The organism is Achromobacter veterisilvae, from assembly GCF_900496975.1.
GTDB lineage: Bacteria > Pseudomonadota > Gammaproteobacteria > Burkholderiales > Burkholderiaceae_B > Achromobacter > Achromobacter veterisilvae.
On the sequence record NZ_UFQC01000001.1, the window covers coordinates 101,044 to 119,360 of the forward strand.

Genomic DNA, 18,317 nt, shown 5'->3' on the forward strand with positions numbered 1-18,317 from the left:
CCCGCCGATACGCAGTTCCGCAGCACCCGCAGTACCCGTAAGTCATATACCTAAAACATATCAAGGTGAAAACATGCAGCCGACCCGTACCGTGAAGCTAGTGAGCGCGGCGCTACTTGCGCTGGGCGCCCATGCCGTCCAGGCCAACAAGGCCGACAACTCCCTCAACATCGCCTTCGACGCGGCTCCGGCCACGCTGGATGCCTACAAAGAGTCCGACCGCCCGGGCCTGGCGCTGGCGCGCATGGTCTTTTCGGGCCTGCTGCAGAAAAACCAGGACACCGGGGAGTTCGGCCCCGCCATCGCCACGGGCTACAAATTCGTGGACGACACCACCATCGAGCTGCCCATCCGCAAGGACGTGAAGTTCCACGACGGCTCGCTGCTGACCATCGACGACGTGCTGTACACGCTGAACCTCGTGTCCTCCGAGGGCTACAAGGCGCGCTTCCAGAACCAGGTCGCGTGGATCGCCCGCGCCGAAAAGGCGTCGGACGACACGGTCCGCATCAAGATGAAGACGCCGTACCCGCTGGCCCTCGAAATGCTGTCGGAGAACCTGCCCATCTATCCGCGCAAGTACTACGAGGCCAATCAGTCCGACATGGGCGCCAAGCCCATCGGCACCGGCCCCTACCGCCTGGTGGAAAGCCAGCCCGGCAGCCGCTACGTGTACGAACGCTACGAGGACTACTTCGGCGCCAAGCCGGCCGTGCAGAAGCTGGTGGTGCGGGTGCTGCCCGACGCCAACACGCAGTACGCCGAACTGCTGTCCGGCGGCCTGGACTGGATCTGGCGCGTGCCGCCCGACGTGGCCAAGCGCATGGAGAAGCAGCCGTCCGTCACGGTCAAGAGCAGCAGCATCATGCGCATCAGCTATATCTCGCTGAATCCGCGCTTCGACGACGGCAAGTCGCCGCTGGCCAAGCAGGAAGTGCGCCAGGCCATCAACCACGCCATCGACCGCGAGGCCATCCGCAAGGCATTGGTGGGCGGCGCGTCCAAGGTGATCGACGCGGCTTGCAATCCGGCGCAGTTCGGCTGCGCGGCCGACGTGCAGTCCTACAAGTTCGACCCCGCTCGCGCCAAACAGTTGCTGGCCCAGGCCGGCTACCCCAACGGCGTCACGCTGGACCTGGTGATCTCCGCGCCGCCTCGCGCCATCCTGGACGCGGCCGCCGCGCAGATGGCGCAGGCCGGCATCAAGCTGAACCTGGTCGAACAGCAGTACGGCACCGCCATGACCAACTGGCGCGAAGGCAAGATCGCCATGCTGTCGTCGAACTGGGGTTCCTACGGCATCGCCGACGCGGCCCTGTCCACCAGCAACTTCTTCCGCGGCGGCCCGGACGACCAGGCCCGCAACCCCGAAGTCATCAAGTACCTGGAGACCGCCGACACCACGGTGGACCGCGAGCTGCGCGCCAGGAACTACGGCGCGGCGCAGAAGATCGTGGCGGAACAGGCCTACTGGGTGCCCCTGTGGAACCACTCGCTGAACGCCGTGCAGGCCAAGGACCTGAACTTCTCGGTCGACGGCGACGAGTTCCCGCGTTTCTACAAGGCCACCTGGAACTGATCCGGATTGCCGGCCGCGCCGGCGCGGTCTTCCTCCCTGGCGCCCGCGCGCCCGGGAGGCGCCCGCCGGCGCTCACCGACAAAGGTTGACCCATGATTGCATTCCTGTTCCGCCGCTTGCTAGTGTCCGCGCTGCTGGTGGTGTTCGTGTCGCTGATCAGCTTTTCGCTGGTGTTCGCCTCGGGCAATCCGGCCGCGCGCCTGGCGGGCGAAGGCAGCGCCGCCGACGCCACCCGCCTGTCGCAATTGCATGGCTTCGACGACCCGATCCTGCTGCAGTACGGCCGCTGGCTGGCCGGCGTCGCGCGCGGCGATTTCGGCGACAGCCTGTACTTCAGCCGCCCCGTGGCCGAATTGCTGGGCCAGCATTTCCCCGCCACCGCCAAGCTGGGCCTGGCCGCCATACTGTTCGCCCTGCTGCTGGCCATTCCGCTGGGCGTGCTGGCCGGCCTGCGCAAAGGCTCGCTGGCGGACCGCGCCACCATGCTGCTGTCGGCCTGCGCCCAGGCCATGCCGCCGTTCTGCCTGGCGTTCCTGCTGATCATCGTCTTCAGCGTCCGCAACCAATGGCTGCCGGCGTCGGGCTTCGACACCTGGAAGCACTACATCATGCCGGTGACCGCGCTGGGCCTGTTCGCCATGCCCGCGATGCTGCGCCTGATGAAATCGGAAATGGAAACGGTGCTGGCCACCGACTACATCCGCACCGCCCGCGCCATGGGCCTGGGCGGCCCCAGCGTGGTGCTCAAGTACGCGCTGCGCAACGCCTTGCGGCCGCTGGTGTCGCTGGCGGCGGCGCAGATGGGCACGCTGCTGGCCGGCTCGGTCGTCATCGAAACCGTGTTCGCCATCAACGGCGCGGGGCTGCTCGCCTGGACCTCGATCCTGCGCGGCGACTTCCCCACCATGCAGGCGCTGATCCTGATCTTCGCCCTCATCTATATCGTCCTGACCCTGGTCGCCGACCTGATCAACGGTTGGCTCGACCCCCGCGTGCGAGTGTCGCCATGACCAGTATCGCCTCTACCCTTCCCGCTCCCGGCCGCGGCGAACGCGCCGCCCGCCTGGGCCGCCGCTTCGGATTGGCCATGCTCGTGCTGCTGGTGCTGGCCGGCCTGATCGGCCCCTACCTGATTCCCCACGATCCGTATACGCAGGATCTGCTGGCCCGGCTCCAGGAGCCCGTGTGGGGCGAGGACGGCAACTGGAACCACATCCTGGGCACCGACCAGCTCGGCCGCGACGTGCTGGCGCGCGCGCTGTACGGCGTGCGCGTGTCGGCGCTGATCGGACTGTCCGTGGCGCTGATGGGCGGGCTGATCGGCACCACGCTGGGCGTGGTCGCCGGCTATTTCGGCGGCCCCGTGGACCGCGCCGTGTCCTTCCTCATCACCGCCCGCCTGGCGCTGCCCATCATCCTGGTGGCGCTGGCCGTGGTGTCGGTGGTGGGCGCCTCGCTCACCGTGGTGGTGCTGGTGCTGGGCCTGCTGCTGTGGGAACGGTACGCGCTGGTGGCCCGGACCATGGCGGCCGGCCTGCGCAACGCCGAATTCGTCACCGCGTCGCGCCTGCAGGGCTGCACTCATCTACAGATCATCTGGAGCGACATCCTGCCCAACCTGGTGGGCAACCTGCTCATCATCGGCACCGTGGACGCCGCCATGGCCATCACGCTGGAGGCCTCGCTGTCGTTCCTGGGCCTGGGCGTCCCGGCGCCGATGCCCTCGCTGGGCCTGATGATCGCCGAGGGCAAGGAGAACATGCTGTTCCAGCCCTCGCTGGTGGTGATCCCCAGCGTCGTGCTGTTCGTCCTGGTGCTGTGCGTGAACCGGGCGGGCGAATCGCTGCGCGCCGTGCAAATGAAAAAAGGGTGATCCGATGAACGCTCCCCTCCTGCGGGTCCAGGACCTGCACATCGACATCCACACGGCCACGCACGTCAAGCACGTGGTGCGCGCGGTGGACTTCAGCCTGGAACGCGGCAAGACGCTGTGCATCGTGGGCGAATCGGGCTGCGGCAAGTCGCTGACCGCCCTGGCGCTGCTGGACCTGCTGCCGGCCGCCGCGCGCCGCCGCGTGGCCGCGCTGGAATTCGCCGGCCAGGACCTGGCGTCGCTGACGCCCGCCGCGCTGGCGCAACTGCGCGGCGCGCGCATCGCCATGATCTTCCAGGATCCCATGACGTCGCTGAACCCGGTGTTCCCGATCGGCACCCAGTTGACCGACGTATTGCGCCGCCACAAGCGCGTCAGCCGCCGCGAGGCCGCCGAGCGCGCCGAATACCTGTTGCGCCGCGTCGGCATCGCCAACCCGCGGGAACGCATGCGGCAATACCCCTTCGAACTGTCGGGCGGCCTGCGCCAGCGCGTGATGATCGCCATGGCGCTGATGTGCGGGCCGGAACTGCTGATCGCCGACGAACCCACCACCGCCCTGGACGTGACCGTCCAGGCCGAACTGCTGGACCTGCTGCGCGACATCCAGGCCGAGTTCGGCCTGGGGATGGTATTCATCTCGCACGACATGGGCCTGGTGGCGCGCATCGCCGACCACGTCATCGTCATGTACGCGGGCGACATCGTCGAGGCGGGCAGCGTGCAGACCGTGCTGGAACGCCCCAGCCACCCCTACACCTCGATGCTGCTCAATTGCATTCCGCAGCCGGGACGCACCGCGCCGCGGGCCGAGCTGCCCACCATCGCCGGGGCCGTGCCCTCGCTGGACGCCGCCATCGTCGGCTGCGCGTTCCGCGAACGCTGCCCCGCGGCCGAACCGCGCTGCGCCCAGCCTTTCACGGCCCGGGTGCAGGGCGGCCACCGCTGCTACTGCGTGAAACCCGGCGCGCTGCGCCATGGAGTGCCGGCATGACGCTACCTTCTTCACTCGGCGCCAGCGTCAGCCTGGATGGCCTGTCGTTCCAGTACGGGCGCGCCGGCCTGTTCCCGCGCCGGCCCGCGCCCCGCATCCTGCACGACATCGACCTGCTGGTGCCGGCCGGCCGCACCGTCGGCCTGGTGGGCGAATCCGGCAGCGGCAAATCCACCATCGCCAAGCTGATGCTGGGCCTGCTGGCCCCCACCCAGGGCCGCGCCCTGCTGGACGGCCAGCCGCTGGCGGCCATGCCCGCCCGCGCCCGGGCCAGGCGCATCCAGATGGTGTTCCAGGATCCCTATTCCTCGCTCAACCCGCGCCGCACCATCAGCGAAATCCTGACCGCGCCGCTGCGGGTCCATGGCGTCGGCGACGCCGCGTCGCGCGCGGCGTCCGTGCGCCGGATGATGGACGCCGTGGGCCTGGTGCCCGCCTTCGCCGCGCGCTATCCGCGCGAACTGTCCGGCGGCCAGCGCCAGCGGGTGGCCATCGCCCGCGCGCTGATGCTGGAACCCCGACTGCTGATCTGCGACGAGCCCACCTCGGCGCTGGACGTCTCCGTGCAGGCGCAGATCCTCAACCTGCTGATGGAACTGCAGCGCGAACGCGGCCTGGGCTACCTCTTCATCAGCCACAACCTGGCCGTGGTGCAGCACATCGCCGACGAGATCGTGGTGCTGCAAGGCGGCCGCGTGGTCGAGCGCGGGCCGGCCGACCAGGTCTATTTCGCCCCGGCCCATCCCTACACGCAACAGCTCATCGGCGCCACGCTGGCGGTGCCCGAACCCCAGGAGATCGCCGCATGAACCGGACCGACGGCCCGCAACTGCTGCTCGTCGGGAACGACCGGAAGGTCGCCTGGGACGACGGCCGGATCCGCTTCCTCGCGCCGGGCAACGACAGCCTGTGCGTCTTCGACGCCGGCCCCAACCCGGCCGCGCCCGAACTGGTGGCCACCCTGCCCCTGCCCAATTCGCTGTTCGGCCCGCCCGTCAACCTGGCGGTCACGCCGGACCAGCGCCTGGGCCTCATTGCCGATTCGATGGCCTGGCCCGAACGCGCCGACGGCGCCGGCTGGCAGCCCGAACCCGGACGCGACCTGTACGTGATCGACCTGGCGGCCCGGCCGCCCGCCATCTCGCAGCGGCTGCGAACCGGCCTGCAGCCCTCGGGGCTGTCGATCAACCGCGCCGGCACGCTGGCGCTGGTGGCCAACAAGGCGGGCCGCTCCGTGACGGTGGTGCGCATCGCCGGCGGCCGCGCCGAGGTCTGCGCGGAAGTGGACGTCGGCACGCCCGTCGTGGCGGTTTCGTTCGCCGCCGACGGCCGCCGAGCGTTCGTGGTCAAGACGGACGCCCACCGCCTGGGCGTGCTGCGCATCGACGAGAGCGGCGGCCTTCCCCGTGTGACGCACGATCCCGCCGAGGACCTGACCACCGGCCTCGTCCCCTTCAACCTCGTCGTCTCGCCCGACGGCGCGCTGGCGCTGGTGGTGGACATGGGCAGCCCGACCGCCTCGGACGGCCACGCCGATTCCGTCAGCGTGGTGGATCTGAACGCAACGCCGCCCCGCGTGATCGACCGCATCATGGTGGAGGACGGCCCCGAGGGCATCGCCATCAGCCCGGACGGCCGTTACGCCGCCGTCGCCATCGTGCAGGGCTCGAACAACCCGTCCAGCGAGTGGTTCCACCACCCGCGCGGACAGATCGTGCTGCTGCGCATAGCCGGCCGGTCCGTGACCCGCGCCGGCGCCATCGAGGTCGGCGCGCTGCCCGAAGGCGTGGCCTTCAGCCCCGACAGCCGCTACCTGTATGTCGGCAATTTCCTGGATGCCGAGATGCAAGTCCTCGCCGTGGGCGACGAGGGCCTGGCCGACACCGGCACCCGCATCGCCCTGCCCGGAGGGCCCGCCTCGATGCGCGCCCAGTCCTACTGACCTTGCCGCCCCACCCTAATCAACCCTTCCCACCCTGCCGCTGGAGTTCCACCATGACCCTCTCTCCCCAAAAGAAACAGACCCTGCTTGCCGCCGCCCTGCTCGCCCTCGCGGGCTTCGCGCCCCTGTCGGCCCACGCCCTCGACATCAAGCTGGGGCACGTGCTGGCCCCCAGCCATAGCTGGAACAAAGCGGCCGAAGGCTTCGCCGCCGAAGTGAAGGAAAAGACCGCCGGCCGCGTCAACTTCGTGTTGTTCCCCAGCGGCCAGCTCGGCAACGAAAAGACCATGCTCGAAGGCCTGCAGATCGGCAGCCAGGGCGCGGCGATCATCGGCTCGGGTTCGCTGCAGCCGATCGAACCGAAGTTCGGCGTGGTGGAGCTGCCCTATACGTGGTCCAGCGCCGGGCAGGCATACAAGGCCTATGACGGCGAACTCGGCGCGGCGCTGGCCAAACTGGCCGACAAGAAGAACCTGGTCATCGTCTCGTGGTGGGAGAACGGATTCCGCCACGTCACGAACAACCGCGGCCCGGTCGCCAAGCCCGCCGACCTGGCCGGCCTGAAGACCCGCGTCACGCCCGACAAGATGCGCCTGGACACCTTCACCGCCCTGGGCGCCAACCCCGCGCCGCTGGCCTTCGGCGAGCTGTATTCCGCCCTGCAGCAGAAGGTGTTCGACGCCCAGGAAAACCCGCTGTCCATCATCTACACCTCGTCCTTCTTCGAAGTGCAGAAGTACCTGTCCCTGACCGGCCACGTCTGGGGCCCGGCCAACCTGATCGTCTCCAAGCCGATCTGGAACCGCCTCTCGGCCGAGGACAAGCAGGTGGTGCAGGCGGCCGCCGACAAGTGGCGCGACGCCCAGCGCAAGATGATCAGCGACGGCGACCAGCAGTTCATCGCCCAGCTCAAGGACAAGGGCATGCAGGTCAACGAAGTCGACAAGGCCGCCTTCGCCGCCGCCGTCGAACCCGTCTGGAAGACCTATTCGGCCGCCTACGGCCCCGAACTGATGGCGCTGGTCCAGAAGTACCGCGAGGCCAAGTAATGCTCAACCGACTGTCCGCGATCCTGTCGGGCATCAGCAAGGCCTTCGCCGCCCTGGCGGTGGCCTTGCTGGCGATCCTGATCTCCTACGTGGTGTTCGCCCGTTTCGTCACCCACACCACGCCGCACTGGGCCGAGGAACTGCCCCGCCTGGTGCTGGTGTGGTCGGCCTTCATCGGCGGCGTCACCTGCAGCTTCGAACGCTCGCACCTGATGGCGGGCCTGCTGCCCTTCATGGTGCGCAGCCCGCGCGTGCTGGCCGCGTTCGAACGCCTCAACCAGGTCCTCATCATCGTCGGCCTGGCTGCGCTGGGCTACGCCGGCTGGCAACTGGCCGACCTGACCATGGACCAGACGCTGCCGGCGCTCGACGTCTCGGCCGGCACGGTCTACCTGGCGCTGCCCTTCGCCTGCGCCATCACCGTGGTGGTGCACCTGGCGCAACTGTTCTCCCCGGCCCCCGCCGCAGCAGCAAAGGATTGACAAAATGTCTACGGGTGCTCTCTTCCTGATGGGCGTGTTCACGGTCACGGTGCTGATCGACATGCCCATCGCTTTCGGCCTGGTGCTGTCCTGCCTGGCCTACCTGGCCGTCTACGATTCCGCGCCCATGATGGTCGCGGCGCAGCAGTACGTGGTGGGGCTGGACAGCTTCACGCTGCTGGCCATTCCGCTCTTCATCCTGGCCGCCCAACTGATGAACGGCGCCGGCCTGACCCAGCGCATCGTGCGGCTGTGCGCGGCCATCGTGGGCGACATCAAGGGCGGCCTGGCCGTCGTCGCCGTGCTGGCCTGCCTGATGTTCGGCGCGCTGTCCGGCTCGGGCGTGGCCGACGTGGTCGCCATCGGCAGCCTGCTGCTGCCCGCCATGGCGCGCAGCGGCTACGACAAGGGGTTCTCCTGCGCGCTGGTCGGCAGCGCCGGCGCCACCTCCACCATCATCCCGCCCAGCATCGTGCTGATCGTGTACGGCACCATCACCGATACGTCGGTGGGCAAGCTGTTCATGGCCGGCATCATCCCCGGGATCCTGCTGGGGCTGTCGCTGATCGGCGTGGCCGTCTGGCAGTCGCGCAAGCACGGCTGGGCCGGCGGGCAGCCCTTCAGTTGGGCCGAGCTGCGCGCCGCCGCCATCGACGCGCTGCCCGCGCTGATGGTGCCGGTGCTGATCATCGGCGGAATCCGCTTCGGCATCTTCACCGCCACCGAGGCCGCCTCCAGCGCCATCGTCTACGCCTTGCTGATCGGCTTCTTCTGGTACCGCACGCTGAGCCTGAAGTCGCTGTGGGACAACCTCAAGTCCACCGGCGAAACCAGCGCGTCCATCCTGCTCATCATCGGCGCGTCGGGCCTGTTCGCCTGGGTGCTGGTGGCCGAACAGGTGCCGCAGGCCCTGTCCGCGCTGCTGGTCGAATGGACCGACAGCCGGATCGCGGTGCTGCTCGTGCTCACGGTGGTGCTGTTGCTGCTGGGCACGTTCATGGAGGCGATCCCGGTCATCATCATCGTCGCCCCCGTGGTCATGCCGGTGCTGGCGCACTACAACATCGATCCGGTGCACTTCGGCATCCTGCTGTCGATCAACATGGCCATCGGCGCCAACACGCCGCCGGTCGGGGTCGACCTGATGGCCGCCTGCAAGATCGGCGGCATCAACATGATGCAGACGCTGCGCCCGCTATCCTGGATGATGCTGGCCATGACCGCCGTCATGCTGCTGCTGACTTTCGTTCCCGAACTGGTGCTGTTCCTGCCGAGGCACGTGCAATGAACCCCGCTGAATCCCCCCTTCGCCCCGCGGCCCTGCGCCGTAGCTGGATGTTCGTGCCCGGCATGGACGCCGCCGCGCAAGCGGCCGCCCTGGCCAGCGGCGCCGACGCCCTGGTCGCCGACCTGGAAGAGTTCACCGCGCCGGCCGACCGGCCGGCCGCCCGCGGCCTGATCGCGGCGCTGTTCGCACGCTGCCGCGCGCAAGGCGTGGTGGCCGCCGTGCGCATCAACAAGCTGGAAGAGGACGGCCTGGCCGACCTGCGCGGCGTCATGGCCGGGGCGCCGGACGCCGTGTTCCTGCCGCATGCCGAAAGCGCCGCGCAGATCGTGGCGCTGGACCAGGCCATCGCCGCGCTGGAGACCGAGCTGGGGCTACCCGCCGGCCGCACCGAGATCGTGCCCACGCTGGAGTCGGCGCTGGGCGTGCACCGCGCCTACGACATCCTGGCCGCCAGCCCGCGCGTGTCGGCCTGCCTGCTGGCGGCCGAGGACCTGACCGCCAGCCTGGGCGCGGAGCGCGGCAAGGACGGCATCGAACTGCATCACCTGCGCGCCCGCTTCCTGGTGGACTGCACGGCCGCCGGGGTGCTGCCCATCGACTGCCCGTTCAACTACCGCGACATGCCGGCGCTGGAAGCCGACCTGCGCTGGGCGCGCCGGCTGGGCCTGAAATCCAAGTGCGCCACCGTCGCCGAACAGGTGCCGATGATCCACGCGGTGTTCACGCCCGCGCCCGATGAAGTCGCCGCGGCCCATGACTGCGTCTCCCGCTACGAGGCGCAGCGCGCCGGCCGCCGCGACGCCGAACGCATCGACCCGCCCACCTACAACACCGCGCGCCGTCTCTTGGCGCGCCACCACCAATTCGAACGTTGGGCCGCCGAGCGCCGCGCGCAGGCCGTCCCGCAACAAGGAGACTCCGAATGACGCCAGCCGCAATCCCCGAACGCAACGGCGGCCAGATCCTGATGCAGCAACTGCGCATCCATGGCGCGCGCCGCGTGTTCATGATTCCCGGCGAAAGCTACCTGCCCTGCATCGACGCGCTCAATGAGCACACTGGCGCCATCGAGCCCATCGTCTGCCGCCAGGAAAGCGGCGCGGCCTACATGGCCGAGGCCTACGGCAAGCTGACCGGCGAGCCCGGCATCTGCTTCGTGACGCGCGGCCCGGGCGCCACCAACGCCAGCATCGGCGTGCACACGGCCTTCCAGGACTCCACGCCGATGATCCTGTTCGTCGGCCAGGTGGGCAACGACTTCATGGAGCGCGAAGCCTTCCAGGAAATCGACTACCGCCGCATGTTCGGCCAGATGGCCAAGTGGGTGGCGCAGATCGACCGGGCCGACCGCATCCCCGAGTACATTTCGCGCGCGTTCGCGGTCGCCACCAGCGGCCGGCCCGGTCCCGTGGTGCTGGCGCTGCCGGAAGACACGCTGTGGGGCCGCGCCAGCGTGGCCGACCTGCCGCGCTACACCCGGGTGCACAGCCATCCGGGCGCCGCCGACCTGGCCCGCATGACCCAATTGCTGGACGCGGCCGAGCGCCCGTTCCTGCTGCTGGGCGGCAACGGCTGGCACCAGGCCGCGATCGACCAGATCGCCGGCTTCGCCGAGCGCTTCGAGCTGCCGGTGGGCACCGCCTGGCGCCGCCTGGAGTGCTTCGACCAGCGCCATCCCAACGCGGCGGGCCACGTGGGCTGGTCCATGACGCCCGCGCTGCGCCAGCGGCTGCTGGACGCCGACCTGGTGCTGGCGGTCGGCACCCGCCTGGGCGAGGCCACCACCGAAGGCTATACCGTCATCGAAAGCCCGCTGCCGCGCCAGAAGCTGGTCCACGTCTACCCCGACGCCGCCGAACTGGGCCGCGTGTTTTCGCCGACCCAGGCCATCGTGGCCGACGCGGCGAGCTTCGCCGCGGCCGCCGCCACGCTGACGCCCGGCCACGCCGCGCCGCGCGGGCAGGCCGTGCGCGCCGCCCACCAGGAACTCGTCGACAGCCTTGCGCCGCTGTCCTCGCCCGGCCCCATGAGCCTGGACGAGGCGGCCGCCTACGTCGACGCCCATGTCCCGGCCGACGCCTGCATCACGGTGGGCGCCGGCAACTACGCGCTGTATCCCCACCGCTACCGCCGCTACACCGGGCCGGGCACCAGCCTGACGCCGACGGTGGGGTCGATGGGCTACGGGCTGCCGGCGGCCATCTCCGCCAAGCTCGAAGACCGCAAGCGCACCGTGGTGTGCTACGCCGGCGACGGCTGCTTCCAGATGAACATGCAGGAACTGGGCGTGGCGCTGCAATACCGCCTGGGCGTGGTCGTGCTGGTGTTCAACAACGGAATCTGGGGCACGATCCGCGCCCACCAGGAACGCGAGTTCCCCGCGCGCGCCATCGCCCTGTCCTTCGAGAACCCGGATTTCACCCAGATCATCCGCGGCTACGGCGGCCATGGCGAGGCCGTGGAGCGCACCGCCGACTTCGGCCCGGCCTTCGAACGGGCTCTGGCCTTCGCCGAGCGCGAAAACCTTCCGGCGCTGCTGGAGATCCGCTATGACGCCGACGGCATCTCGCCCGGCGAAACGCTGACGGGCATCCGTGAGGCGGCGCTGGCCCGCGCCGCGCACTGACCTGCAAGGACTTTCGACATGACGACGACTATTTCTATCGACGGACAGCGGCTGTGGCGGTCGCTGATGGACCTGGCCCGCATCGGCGCCACGCCCAAGGGCGGCAACTGCCGGCTGGCGCTGACCGCGCTGGACGGCCAGGGCCGCGATCTCGTCACCGGCTGGATGCGCGAGGCCGGCATGACGCTGCGCGTGGACCAGGTGGGCAACATCTTCGCGCGCCGCGCCGGCCGCAATGACGATCTGCCGCCCGTCATGACCGGCAGCCATATCGACACCCAGCCCACCGGCGGCAAGTTCGACGGCTGCTACGGCGTGCTGGCGGGCCTGGAGGTCATGCGCACGCTGAACGACCATGGCATCGTGACCGAAGCCCCGCTGGAAGTGGCGATCTGGACCAACGAGGAAGGCTCGCGCTTCCTGCCCGTGATGATGGGCTCGGGCGTGTTCGCCGGCAAGTTCCCGCTGGAAGTGGCGCTGGCCGCGACCGACCACGACGGCAAGTCGGTGGCCGACGAATTGGCCGCCATCGGCTACGCCGGGGCGGACCCGGTGGGCGGCCGTCCGGTGGGCGCGTATTTCGAGGCGCACATCGAACAGGGCCCCATTCTGGAGCACGAGGAGAAGACGGTCGGCGTGGTGACGGGATCGCTGGGCGTGCGCTGGTACGACGCGGTCGTCACCGGCATGGAAATGCACGCCGGCCCGACGCCGATGCCGATCCGCCGCGACGCGCTGTACGCCGCCAGCTTCCTGCTGCAGGCCGTGGTGGACATCGCCAACGATCATCAGCCCCATGGCCGCGGCACCGTCGGAGAAATCCACGCGCACCCCGGATCGCGCAACGTCATTCCCGGGCAGGTGCGCCTGACCGTGGACCTGCGCCACGAGGACGCGGCCACGCTCGCGCGCATGGAGGAGCGCCTGCTGGCCGCCTGCGCCGACATCGCGCAACGCCACAACGTGGAGGTCGACATCAAGCAGGTGCAGTACTTCGCGCCCACGCCCTTCGATCCGGACCTCGTGGGCAAGGTGCGCGACGGCGCCGCCCGCCGGGGCCTGGCCGCCATGGACATCGTCACCGGCGCCGGGCACGACGCCGTCTACATGGCCGGCGTCACGCCCACCGCCATGATCTTCGTCCCGTGCAAGGACGGCATCAGCCACAACGAGATCGAGGACGCCAAGCCCGCCGATCTGGAAGCCGGTTGCAACGTGCTGCTCGACGCCATGGTGGCGCGCGCCAACGACAAGCAGGTATGACCATGACCCAGGACACCGCATACTGGCGCGCCAAGGCCGCCTCCCTCTCGTTCGACGGCCGCGCCTATATCGACGGCGCGTATTGCGGCGCCGCGGACGGCGCCACCTTCGCCGCCACCAGCCCCATCGACGGCCGCAAGCTGGCGGACGTGGCCGCCTGCGGCGCGGCCGACGTGGACCGCGCGGTCCGGGCCGCGCGCCGCGCCTTCGAGGCCGGCGCCTGGAGCGGCCTGGCCCCGCGCCAGCGCAAGGAACGCCTGCTGCGCCTGGCGGCGCTGATCGACCAGCACCGCGAGGAACTCGCCCTGCTCGAAACCCTGGACATGGGCAAGCCGATACGCGACGCCCTCGCCTTCGACGTGCCGGAGACCGCCCGCTGCTATGCGTGGTACGCCGAGGCCATCGACAAGATCTACGACGAGATCGCGCCGACCGGCCCCGACGCGCTGGCCACCATCACCCGCGAACCCCTGGGCGTGGTCGCGGCCGTGGTGCCGTGGAACTATCCGCTGATGATGGCCGCCTGGAAGGTCGCGCCCGCGCTGGCGGCCGGCAACAGCGTCATCCTCAAGCCGGCGGAGCAGGCCTCGCTGTCGGCCATCCGGCTCGCGGCGCTGGCCGAGGAAGCCGGCATCCCCGCCGGCGTCTTCAGCGTGGTGCCCGGCCTGGGCGCGCAGGCCGGCCAGGCGCTGGGCCTGCATCCGGACGTGGACTGCATCGCCTTCACCGGCTCCACCGCCACCGGCAAGCGCTTCATGGAGTACTCGGGCCAGTCGAACCTCAAGCGCGTCTGGCTGGAATGCGGCGGCAAGTCGCCCCACATCGTGTTCGAGGACTGCCCCGACCTGGACCGCGCGGCCCTGGCCGCGGCGCTGGGCATTTTCTCCAACCAGGGCGAGGTCTGCATCGCGGGGTCGCGCCTTTACGTGCAGGACGGCATCTACGACGCTTTCATGGAGAAAGTCGCCGCCCACGCGGCCGCGCTGCAGCCGGGCGATCCGCTGGACCCCGCCACCGCCATGGGCGCCATGGTCGACGAACGGCAGATGCGGGGCGTGCTCGCCCGTATCGAGGCCGGCGCCGCGGAAGGCGCCCGCCTGCGCCTGGGCGGCCGCCAGGCCCTCGGCGCCACCGGCGGCTACTACATCGAGCCGACCATCTTCGATTGCGCGGACCAGGGCAACAGCCTGGTGCGGGAAGAGATCTTCGGCCCCGTGCTGGCGGCCCAGCGCTTCGCCACCGAGGACGACGCCGTCCGGCTGGCCAACGATTCGGTCTACGGCCTGGGCGCGGGCCTCTGGACCGCGAACCTCTCGCGCGCCCACCGCCTCTCGCGCCGCCTGCGCGCCGGCCTGGTGTGGGTCAACTGCTACGCCGACGGCGACATCACCGTGCCTTTCGGCGGGGTCAAGCAGTCCGGTTTCGGCCGCGATAAATCGCTGCATGCGCTGGACAAGTACAGCGACCTGAAGACGACCTGGATCAGCCTGACGGCCTGATTCCTCCGGCGGACGCCCGCGAGGCGTCCGCCCTCTATGCCATTTCGCGCTATCTGCTTGGCCGCCCGCGCCATTGAAGGCGGCCGGCCCTTGTGCGACCGTGGTCTGCGACGGGCTGTCCGACAGAATCCCGTTGCGGGCAGGCGCAGGCGCTCTCCCGCCATCAGAACAATGACTGGAGACAACGATGCGCAATGCGATAACGCGAGGCGGAACGCCGTCCGCCCCCGGGACGGCCGGGCCATCATCATGGCGGCGCGCCGCGCTGGCGGCCCTGCTTGCCGCGGCGGCCTGGACGGCGGCGGGGCCGGCCCGCGCGCAGGCCCCCTATCCCGCCAGGCCGGTCACCATCCTGGTCGGTTTTCCTCCCGGCACCGCGACCGACACCGTCGCCCGGATGCTGGGCGACCGCCTGGCCCAGCGCCTGGGCCAGCAGTTCATCGTCGAGAACAAGCCCGGCGCGGGCGGCTCCATCGCCGCGGGCCTGGGCGCGCGCGCCAGGCCCGACGGCTATACGCTGATGATCGGCGCCTCCGCGCCGCAGGCCATCAACCCGCACGTCTATCCCAACCTCAACTACGATGCGCGCAAGGACTTCGCGCCCATCGGCCTGCTGACCTGGCTGCCCTACCTGTTCGTCGTCGGCCCGGACAACCCCGCCCGCAACCTGAACGAGTTCCTCGCGGCCGTGAAGGCGAAGCCGGACCAATACACCTACGCCACGACCGGCGTGGGCACGACCAGCCACCTGGTGACTTCCGTGCTGCTGTCCAAGGCCGGCGCCCGCATGATCCACGTGCCCTACAAGGGCAGCAGCCAGGCGCAGACCGACATCGTGGGCGGACGGACCTACGCCACGTTCGACACCATGGTGTCGTCGCTGGCGCTGGTGAAGGCCGGCCGGCTGAAGGCGCTGGCCGTCAGCACGCCGGAGCGCGTGGCGAGCCTGCCGGACGTCCCCACCGTCGCCGAACAGGGGTTCCCCGGATTCGACATGGGCGCGTGGCTGGGCCTGATCGCGCCCGCCGGGATCGCGCCCCCGATCCAGGAAAAGCTGGCCGCGGAAGTCAACGCGGTCCTGGCGGACCCGGCCGTGCGCGACAAACTGGCGGACCTGGGCGCGCAGGTCCGCACCACCGCCTCGCCCGCCGAATTCGGCGCGCTGATGAAAACGGAATACGAGTCGTGGGGCAAGGTGGTCCGCGACTTCAAGGTCAAGGCCACCGACTGAACAGGAGAAGACAAGCATGCGCACCGCTTCCGGCATGAGCCCCGAGGAATGGGAAACCCGCGTCCAACTGGCCGCCTGCTACCGGCTGGTCTCGCACTTCGGCATGAGCGACCTGATCTACAACCACATCACGGCCCGCATCCCCGGACCGGACGGCCATCTGCTGATCAACCCCTACGGCATGATGTACGACGAAATCACCGCGTCCAGCCTGGTCAGGATCGACCTGGACGGGCAGGTGCTGAGCAACCCCCAAGGCGAATACGGCATCAACGCCGCCGGCTATGTCATCCACAGCGCCGTGCACGGGGCGCGCCACGACGTGCAGTGCGTCATCCACACGCACACGCGGGCCGGCATGGCGGTGTCGGCGCTGAAATGCGGCCTGCTGCCACTGACCCAGACCGCGATGCGCTTCGCGAAGATTCCGTACCACGACTACGAAAGCGTCGCCATCGACCTGGACGAGCGCGGACGCCTGGTGGCGGACCTGGGCCGGTCCGAAGCGATGATCCTGCGCAACCACGGCCTGCTGGCCGTGGGGCCGAGCATCGCGCAGGCCTTCAACACGCTGTACTGGCTGGAGATGGCGTGCAAGGCGCAAGTGGACGCCCTGGCCGCCAACCGCGAACTCTGCCTGCCGCCGCCGGAAGTGATCGAGAAAACCTGGCACCTGTACCAGCCGGGGACGCGCCGGCCGTTCGGCGAACTGGAATGGCCCGCCATGCTGCGCCTGATGGACAGGAAAGACCCCGGCTACCGGGAATGAACCGGCGCCGGCCCGCCGCGCCCCAGCAGGTCGATGCCCGCCCGCGCGTCCGCGCCCGCGGGCAGGATCGCGGCCAGGCTGGTCTTGACCTCCAGGAAGTACGGAACGGTCGAGGCCAGCCCCCTGGCGACCGCGGCGGTCACCTGGTCGGGACGGGTGACGTGCTCGGTCTGCATGCCGAAGGCGCGCGCGATCATCGTGAAATCCGGGCTGGCAAGATCGGTGCCCACGTAGCGCCCGGGATAGGTGCGCGCCTGGTGCAGCCGGATGGACCCGTAGCAATTGTTGTTGGAAACGATGAACAGGATGGGCAGGCCGCGCTCGGCCGCGGCCATCATCTCGTTGCCGGTCATCATGAAGCCGCCGTCGCCCGCCAGGCACACGACCTTGCTCCGCGGGCGGCGCAATTGCGATGCGATCGCCGCCGGCGTGCCGTAGCCCATCGCGCCGGATTGCGACGCCATCAGCCGCTGTGGGTAGACAAAGGGAAAGTGGCGGTATACCGGCGCGGCGAACGTGCCCGCGTCCAGGCACACCATCACGTCCGCGGGCGCCTGGTCGGCCAGGGACCGCACCACCGACACGAACGGCACGCCGTCGTCCGCCGACGGACTGGGCCAGGCGGCGGCGCGTTCGCGGATGGCCCGCAGCGACGCCGCCCAGTCGCCGCGGGCCGCGCCGTTCCCCGCGGCCGGCAGCTCGCCCAGCGCCTGCGCCGTGGCCATCGGGTCCGCGACGATGCCCACGTCGGCCGTGAAATGCTGGTTCACGACGCCCGCGTCGGCATGGCAGTGCACCAGCGTCTGCGACGGCCTGGGATAGGCGGGGAATGTGTAGCCTTGCGTCGTGATGTCGCCCAGGCGCGTGCCCAGGGCCAGGATCAGGTCGCTGGAATCGAAGGCCTCCACCTGCGCGGCCTGCGTGGCCAGGTCCAGGTCCCCCGCGTACAGCGCGTGCGTGTTCGGGAAAATGTCATGCTGGCGGAACGATACCGCCACCGGTATTCCATGCCGTTCCGCCAGGCGGCGCAGCGCCTCGCGCCCGCCGGGCGCGTTGAAGGCGCCGCCGGCAATGATCAGGGGCCTGCTGGCGGCCGCCAGCAAGGCGCGCATCCGCTCCAGCGCGGCCGGCGCCGGCTGGGCGGGGCTGGCCGGCACCGCGACCCAGTCCGGCCGCGGCGCGGGCGACTGCTGCACGTCCTCCGGCACCACCAGCACCACCGGCCCGGGCGTGCCGGACGTCGCCACCCGCAGGGCCTTCAGCGCCGCCCAGGCCAGGTCCTCGGGCGCGGCCACCTCGTGGACCCACTTGGCGATGGACCCGAACATCTTCTGGTAGTCGATCTCCTGGAAGGCCTCTTTGCGCAGGTCCTTGCGAGGCACCTGCCCGATCAGCAGGATCATCGGCACGCCGTCCTGCTGCGCGGCATGCACGCCGATGGCCGCGTTGGCCGCGCCCGGCCCGCGCGACACCATGACCACGCCCGGCCGCCCCGTCAACCGGCCGTCGGCGCAGGCCATGAAGCTCGCGCCGCCTTCGTGCCGGCAGGTCACCACATCGATCCCCGGGGAATCCCGCAAGGCGTCGAGCACGCCCAGATAGCTTTCGCCGGGCACGAGAAAAACGCGGTCGATGCCGTTGCCGGCGAAGATCCCGAGCAAGGCGTGGGCGGACGTGTTCGTATCGGAAGTAAGCGTCATGAGCGGCTGGGCAAGGAAAGGC

At 69.9% G+C, this 18,317-nt stretch carries 16 protein-coding genes; 15 read left to right on the top strand and 1 reads right to left on the bottom strand.

What is annotated here, in order from left to right:
* Positions 1–73: 73 nt before the first annotated feature.
* The 15 genes from AVE30378_RS00485 to AVE30378_RS00555 all read left to right on the top strand — a co-directional run bounded on the left by AVE30378_RS00485 (position 74) and on the right by AVE30378_RS00555 (position 16,595).
* Positions 74–1,579 carry an ABC transporter substrate-binding protein gene (locus AVE30378_RS00485; protein WP_129238811.1) on the top strand — a complete coding sequence of 502 codons (1,506 nt, stop codon included), beginning with the start codon at positions 74–76 and terminating at the stop codon, positions 1,577–1,579.
* 92 nt (positions 1,580–1,671) lie between these two features.
* Positions 1,672–2,589, top strand: coding sequence for an ABC transporter permease (locus tag AVE30378_RS00490; protein WP_129238812.1), 918 nt, complete (start codon positions 1,672–1,674; stop codon positions 2,587–2,589).
* Positions 2,586–3,452, top strand: a complete 867-nt coding sequence (locus AVE30378_RS00495; protein ID WP_129238813.1) for an ABC transporter permease — start codon at positions 2,586–2,588, stop codon at positions 3,450–3,452. Before AVE30378_RS00490 ends, AVE30378_RS00495 begins: the two co-directional genes overlap by 4 nt.
* A gap of 4 nt (positions 3,453–3,456) precedes the next feature.
* Positions 3,457–4,446 carry an ABC transporter ATP-binding protein gene (locus AVE30378_RS00500; RefSeq protein WP_129238814.1) on the top strand — a complete coding sequence of 330 codons (990 nt, stop codon included), beginning with the start codon at positions 3,457–3,459 and terminating at the stop codon, positions 4,444–4,446.
* A complete protein-coding gene (locus tag AVE30378_RS00505) occupies positions 4,443–5,255 on the top strand; it encodes an ATP-binding cassette domain-containing protein (RefSeq protein WP_129238815.1) in 813 nt (270 codons plus the stop codon). The genes AVE30378_RS00500 and AVE30378_RS00505 overlap by 4 nt, the downstream gene beginning before the upstream one ends.
* A complete protein-coding gene (locus AVE30378_RS00510) occupies positions 5,252–6,388 on the top strand; it encodes a YncE family protein (protein WP_129238816.1) in 1,137 nt (378 codons plus the stop codon). Before AVE30378_RS00505 ends, AVE30378_RS00510 begins: the two co-directional genes overlap by 4 nt.
* 53 nt (positions 6,389–6,441) lie before the next feature.
* Positions 6,442–7,437: a TRAP transporter substrate-binding protein gene (locus tag AVE30378_RS00515; protein WP_129238817.1), complete on the top strand. Its 996-nt coding sequence runs from the start codon at positions 6,442–6,444 to the stop codon at positions 7,435–7,437.
* A complete protein-coding gene (locus tag AVE30378_RS00520) occupies positions 7,437–7,919 on the top strand; it encodes a TRAP transporter small permease (RefSeq protein ID WP_129238818.1) in 483 nt (160 codons plus the stop codon). The genes AVE30378_RS00515 and AVE30378_RS00520 overlap by 1 nt, the downstream gene beginning before the upstream one ends.
* A 4-nt stretch (positions 7,920–7,923) precedes the next feature.
* On the top strand, positions 7,924–9,207 hold the full coding sequence (locus AVE30378_RS00525) for a TRAP transporter large permease (RefSeq protein WP_129238819.1): 1,284 nt from the start codon (positions 7,924–7,926) through the stop codon (positions 9,205–9,207).
* Entirely contained in the window at positions 9,204–10,133 is a 930-nt protein-coding gene (locus AVE30378_RS00530) for an HpcH/HpaI aldolase/citrate lyase family protein (protein ID WP_129238820.1), read from the top strand. The genes AVE30378_RS00525 and AVE30378_RS00530 overlap by 4 nt, the downstream gene beginning before the upstream one ends.
* The gene (locus AVE30378_RS00535; RefSeq protein ID WP_129238821.1) at positions 10,130–11,833 is read left to right on the top strand and encodes a thiamine pyrophosphate-binding protein; all 1,704 of its coding nucleotides are present in this window, start codon (positions 10,130–10,132) and stop codon (positions 11,831–11,833) included. Before AVE30378_RS00530 ends, AVE30378_RS00535 begins: the two co-directional genes overlap by 4 nt.
* Before the next feature lie 18 nt (positions 11,834–11,851).
* Complete coding sequence (locus tag AVE30378_RS00540; protein ID WP_129238822.1) at positions 11,852–13,096, top strand: Zn-dependent hydrolase; 1,245 nt, start codon at positions 11,852–11,854, stop codon at positions 13,094–13,096.
* A 2-nt stretch (positions 13,097–13,098) separates the two neighbouring features.
* Positions 13,099–14,595 (top strand): aldehyde dehydrogenase, encoded by a 1,497-nt coding sequence (locus AVE30378_RS00545; RefSeq protein ID WP_425265767.1) that lies wholly within the window; start codon positions 13,099–13,101, stop codon positions 14,593–14,595.
* Positions 14,596–14,782: 187 nt separating this feature from the next.
* Positions 14,783–15,826, top strand: a complete 1,044-nt coding sequence (locus AVE30378_RS00550; protein ID WP_129238824.1) for a Bug family tripartite tricarboxylate transporter substrate binding protein — start codon at positions 14,783–14,785, stop codon at positions 15,824–15,826.
* 16 nt (positions 15,827–15,842) lie between these two features.
* On the top strand, positions 15,843–16,595 hold the full coding sequence (locus AVE30378_RS00555; protein WP_129238825.1) for a class II aldolase/adducin family protein: 753 nt from the start codon (positions 15,843–15,845) through the stop codon (positions 16,593–16,595).
* Here AVE30378_RS00555 and AVE30378_RS00560 read toward each other — a convergent pair.
* The gene (locus AVE30378_RS00560) at positions 16,583–18,295 is read right to left on the bottom strand and encodes a thiamine pyrophosphate-dependent enzyme (RefSeq protein ID WP_129238826.1); all 1,713 of its coding nucleotides are present in this window, start codon (positions 18,293–18,295) and stop codon (positions 16,583–16,585) included. The two genes, AVE30378_RS00555 and AVE30378_RS00560, sit on opposite strands and share 13 nt — an antisense overlap.
* Positions 18,296–18,317: the final 22 nt, after the last annotated feature.

Excerpts from the sequence above, each read along its gene's own strand:
- AVE30378_RS00485 (WP_129238811.1), top strand. The coding sequence starts at position 74 with ATGCAGCCGACCCGTACCGTGAAGCTAGTGAGCGCGGCGCTACTTGCG.
- AVE30378_RS00490 (WP_129238812.1), top strand. The coding sequence starts at position 1,672 with ATGATTGCATTCCTGTTCCGCCGCTTGCTAGTGTCCGCGCTGCTGGTG.
- AVE30378_RS00495 (WP_129238813.1), top strand. The coding sequence starts at position 2,586 with ATGACCAGTATCGCCTCTACCCTTCCCGCTCCCGGCCGCGGCGAACGC.
- AVE30378_RS00500 (WP_129238814.1), top strand. The coding sequence starts at position 3,457 with ATGAACGCTCCCCTCCTGCGGGTCCAGGACCTGCACATCGACATCCAC.
- AVE30378_RS00505 (WP_129238815.1), top strand. The coding sequence starts at position 4,443 with ATGACGCTACCTTCTTCACTCGGCGCCAGCGTCAGCCTGGATGGCCTG.
- AVE30378_RS00510 (WP_129238816.1), top strand. The coding sequence starts at position 5,252 with ATGAACCGGACCGACGGCCCGCAACTGCTGCTCGTCGGGAACGACCGG.
- AVE30378_RS00515 (WP_129238817.1), top strand. The coding sequence starts at position 6,442 with ATGACCCTCTCTCCCCAAAAGAAACAGACCCTGCTTGCCGCCGCCCTG.
- AVE30378_RS00520 (WP_129238818.1), top strand. The coding sequence starts at position 7,437 with ATGCTCAACCGACTGTCCGCGATCCTGTCGGGCATCAGCAAGGCCTTC.
- AVE30378_RS00525 (WP_129238819.1), top strand. The coding sequence starts at position 7,924 with ATGTCTACGGGTGCTCTCTTCCTGATGGGCGTGTTCACGGTCACGGTG.
- AVE30378_RS00530 (WP_129238820.1), top strand. The coding sequence starts at position 9,204 with ATGAACCCCGCTGAATCCCCCCTTCGCCCCGCGGCCCTGCGCCGTAGC.
- AVE30378_RS00535 (WP_129238821.1), top strand. The coding sequence starts at position 10,130 with ATGACGCCAGCCGCAATCCCCGAACGCAACGGCGGCCAGATCCTGATG.
- AVE30378_RS00540 (WP_129238822.1), top strand. The coding sequence starts at position 11,852 with ATGACGACGACTATTTCTATCGACGGACAGCGGCTGTGGCGGTCGCTG.
- AVE30378_RS00545 (WP_425265767.1), top strand. The coding sequence starts at position 13,099 with ATGACCCAGGACACCGCATACTGGCGCGCCAAGGCCGCCTCCCTCTCG.
- AVE30378_RS00550 (WP_129238824.1), top strand. The coding sequence starts at position 14,783 with ATGCGCAATGCGATAACGCGAGGCGGAACGCCGTCCGCCCCCGGGACG.
- AVE30378_RS00555 (WP_129238825.1), top strand. The coding sequence starts at position 15,843 with ATGCGCACCGCTTCCGGCATGAGCCCCGAGGAATGGGAAACCCGCGTC.
- AVE30378_RS00560 (WP_129238826.1), bottom strand. The coding sequence starts at position 18,295 with ATGACGCTTACTTCCGATACGAACACGTCCGCCCACGCCTTGCTCGGG.